The sequence below is a fragment of the Undibacterium sp. GW821-FHT07F11 genome (assembly GCF_059418665.1).
The window spans coordinates 518,338-521,443 of sequence record NZ_JBWKQH010000002.1 but is presented as its reverse complement, the minus strand read 5'-3'; the positions used below and the strand labels follow the sequence as shown (position 1 = coordinate 521,443).

At 51.5% G+C, this 3,106-nt stretch carries 2 protein-coding genes and 3 tRNA genes; 4 read left to right on the top strand and 1 reads right to left on the bottom strand.

Annotated elements, in window-relative coordinates; all coding sequences use genetic code 11:
- Window positions 1–223: 223 nt before the first annotated feature.
- Entirely contained in the window at window positions 224–1,126 is a 903-nt protein-coding gene (locus AC07OI_RS06190) for a pseudouridine synthase (protein WP_495256593.1), read from the bottom strand.
- Between the two features lie 192 nt (window positions 1,127–1,318).
- Between AC07OI_RS06190 and gltX the strand changes: the two genes are divergently transcribed.
- The 4 genes from gltX to AC07OI_RS06170 all read left to right on the top strand — a co-directional run bounded on the left by gltX (window position 1,319) and on the right by AC07OI_RS06170 (window position 3,106).
- On the top strand, window positions 1,319–2,713 hold the full coding sequence (gene gltX, locus AC07OI_RS06185) for a glutamate--tRNA ligase (protein ID WP_495256592.1): 1,395 nt from the start codon (window positions 1,319–1,321) through the stop codon (window positions 2,711–2,713).
- Window positions 2,714–2,779: 66 nt separating this feature from the next.
- A tRNA-Ala gene (locus AC07OI_RS06180) sits at window positions 2,780–2,855 on the top strand.
- Between the two features lie 30 nt (window positions 2,856–2,885).
- A tRNA-Glu gene (locus tag AC07OI_RS06175) sits at window positions 2,886–2,961 on the top strand.
- 69 nt (window positions 2,962–3,030) lie between these two features.
- Window positions 3,031–3,106, top strand: a tRNA-Glu gene (locus AC07OI_RS06170).

The window sequence follows — 3,106 nt, the reverse complement described above, 5'->3', positions numbered from 1 at the left end:
CGAAGACCGCAATATTACTGCTTTAGGGACTTGCTGTCAACCCGTTTGCCTGTGTAGCCCTCTAAGAACCTGTTTGCGATCTTACTGCGCGAGCGTGATCGGGGGCCATGTGCTGCTCAAAATGCTCATGTACCAGAGTACATTCCGCTTTTTGCGCTGCGTTTTTGTTACCCCAACCCCGCTGACGCTCGCTACAGATCGTAAAAGGTTCTGAGGAAGGTAATCACAGCGACTTTCTGCTTTCAAAATAGCGTTGCTGACCAGTAATCGGATCATCAAAGCAGATGGATTTTGCCAGTAACTGCAAAGGCGCAGAAAAGTCATCCGCCTTGCAGGGGAGGGCGAAGGGATAAAATGCATCATTCAAGATAGGCGCGCCAAGGCTGCTCATGTGCAGGCGCAATTGGTGTTTTCTACCGGTCACTGGCTGCAATTGGTACAGGCTATTTTCGCCACGTCTTTCCTTGATATCGACCAGGGTTTCTGAATTAGGCATGCCTGCCACTTCGCGCATGACAAAGAACTTTTCTGCTTCTTCCATGTGGCTGTAATGACGTAGCGGGAAAGACAGTGCTGGCAGATGCTTCGCTACTGCGTGATACGTCTTTGCCATGCTTTTACGCTGGAATAGGGATTGATACTGCCCACGGGTGGCTGGATTGTGCGAAAACAGCATGACGCCTGCCGTTTCCCTGTCCAGCCTGTGTATGGGGGTCAGATCCATCAAGCCTGTATTTTTCTTCAGCCTGACCAGCAGGGTTTCCTGCAAAAATCGTCCTGAAGGAATGACAGGCAGGAAATGCGGTTTATCTACTACCAGCAAATGCTCATCCTGGAACAGGACTTCTTCATAAAACGGGATGGGTGTTTCATTTTCTATTTCGCGATAATAGTAAATACACATGCCGCGTTTGACCACGCTATCGGCAAACAAGACTTTGCCATGCTGATCAACCACCTCTTGTTTGTCCAGCCGTGCTTGCCAGGTGCTGGCACTCACATCAGGGAAATGATCTTGCAAAAAACGGAAGACATTGTCCCAATGACCTTCTGGTATCCATATGTAGCTGGGGGCGATGCCATCGCGTACAGGTAGTGGCAGAGGTGGGGCTGATTGGGCTTGCATGTCTGATCGTTTATCGGGTGGACTATTGGCGTCGCCATATTATCATGCAGGCATTGACCCGGAGTTCAGTAGGTTAGCCGATATCATGAAAGTATCCGTCCCGGATGTTAAAACGGTAAAATGCTGGTTTTAACCATTATCGCGCTTTTGCATGTCAGCTTCATTGGCAGCAGGGCGCAGGCTTGTGATCTCATGACTGTACGTACCCGTTTCGCTCCCAGCCCTACCGGCTATCTCCATGTTGGCGGTGCCCGCACTGCCTTGTTCAGTTGGGCATTTGCCCGTCATTTTGGTGGCACTTTCGTGCTGCGCATCGAAGATACCGATCTTGAACGCTCTACGCCTGAAGCCGTGCAAGCGATATTGGAAGGTATGAACTGGCTGGGCTTGCAGCATGATGAAGGTCCGTTTTATCAGATGAAGCGCATGGAGCGTTATAGCGAAGTGCTGGCCGACATGCTGGTAAAAGGTACGGCCTATCACTGCTATTCCTCACCGGATGAAGTTGAGGCCATGCGTGAGCGGCAGCGTGCAGCAGGTGAAAAACCGCGTTATGACGGTACCTGGCGTCCTGAAGCTGGCAAGACTTTGCCACCTATTCCGGCTGACCGCAAACCGGTTATACGTTTCAAAAATCCCCTGGACGGTGAAGTCAGCTGGCTGGATGTCGTCAAGGGACAAATCACCATAGGTAACCGTGAACTGGATGATCTGGTCATAGCCCGCCCTGATGGCACGCCCACTTATAACTTCTGCGTCGCGGTCGATGACTGGGACATGCAAATTACCCACGTTATCCGTGGTGATGATCATGTTAATAACACGCCACGCCAGATCAATATCTTGAATGCACTGGGCGCGACCCTGCCGCATTATGGCCATTTGCCTATGATCCTGGGTGCGGATGGGCAAAAGCTGTCCAAACGTCATGGTGCTGTTAGCGTCATGGATTACCCACTGCAAGGCTACCTGCCTGAAGCCATGCTCAACTACCTGGCACGCCTGGGCTGGAGCCATGGTGATGACGAGATATTCTCCATGGAGCAAATGTGCAGTTGGTTTGATTTAAGCCATTTGTCTGGTTCTGCTGCCCAGTTCAATCCTGAAAAACTGGCATGGATCAATAATCACTACATCAAGGCAGCCGACAATCAGCGCCTGGCTGATTTAATCGCACCGCAAATGTTGAGCGAAGGCGCGCAGTTCGACAATGCCCCGCCATTAACAGCTGTGATCGCGCTGTTGAAAGAACGCGCCAATACCACAGTGGAACTGGGACAGGCGGCCATGCTGTTTTATCGCCAGCCAGCCGCAGATCCGGCATTGATGATTCAGCATGTGACTGAAGCCGTATTGCCAGCCTTGCGCCAATACGCCGAGCTGTGCAAAACCGTGGAATGGAATAAGGCAGCCCTGTCTGCTGCCATGAAACAAACTCTGGCTGACTTCTCGTTGAAGATGCCGCAACTGGCCATGCCTTTGCGCCTGCTGCTCACAGGCCAATTGCAAACACCATCCATCGATGCAGTGATAGAGTTGTTTGGCCGTGAAGTGGTTTTGCAGCGTTTGAGCGTTATTGCTGCTTAGAAAGCGGTAGGGGGCTTTACATCCGGGTAAGCTTCCCCTATAATCTCGTTTCTGTTCTGCAGCGTCGGGGGTATAGCTCAGCTGGGAGAGCGCTTGCATGGCATGCAAGAGGTCAGCGGTTCGATCCCGCTTACCTCCACCAAAAAATGTGGCAGAGCAGAACATACTTGTTGTCCCCATCGTCTAGAGGCCTAGGACATCACCCTTTCACGGTGAGTACAGGGGTTCGAATCCCCTTGGGGACGCCAATCAACTTCATCAAGTTATTGTGGACAACAAGTTGTTAGCGATTTAGGTCAGTAACACGGACAGAATCTGTCCCCATCGTCTAGAGGCCTAGGACATCACCCTTTCACGGTGAGTACAGGGGTTCGAATCCCCTTGGGGACGCCA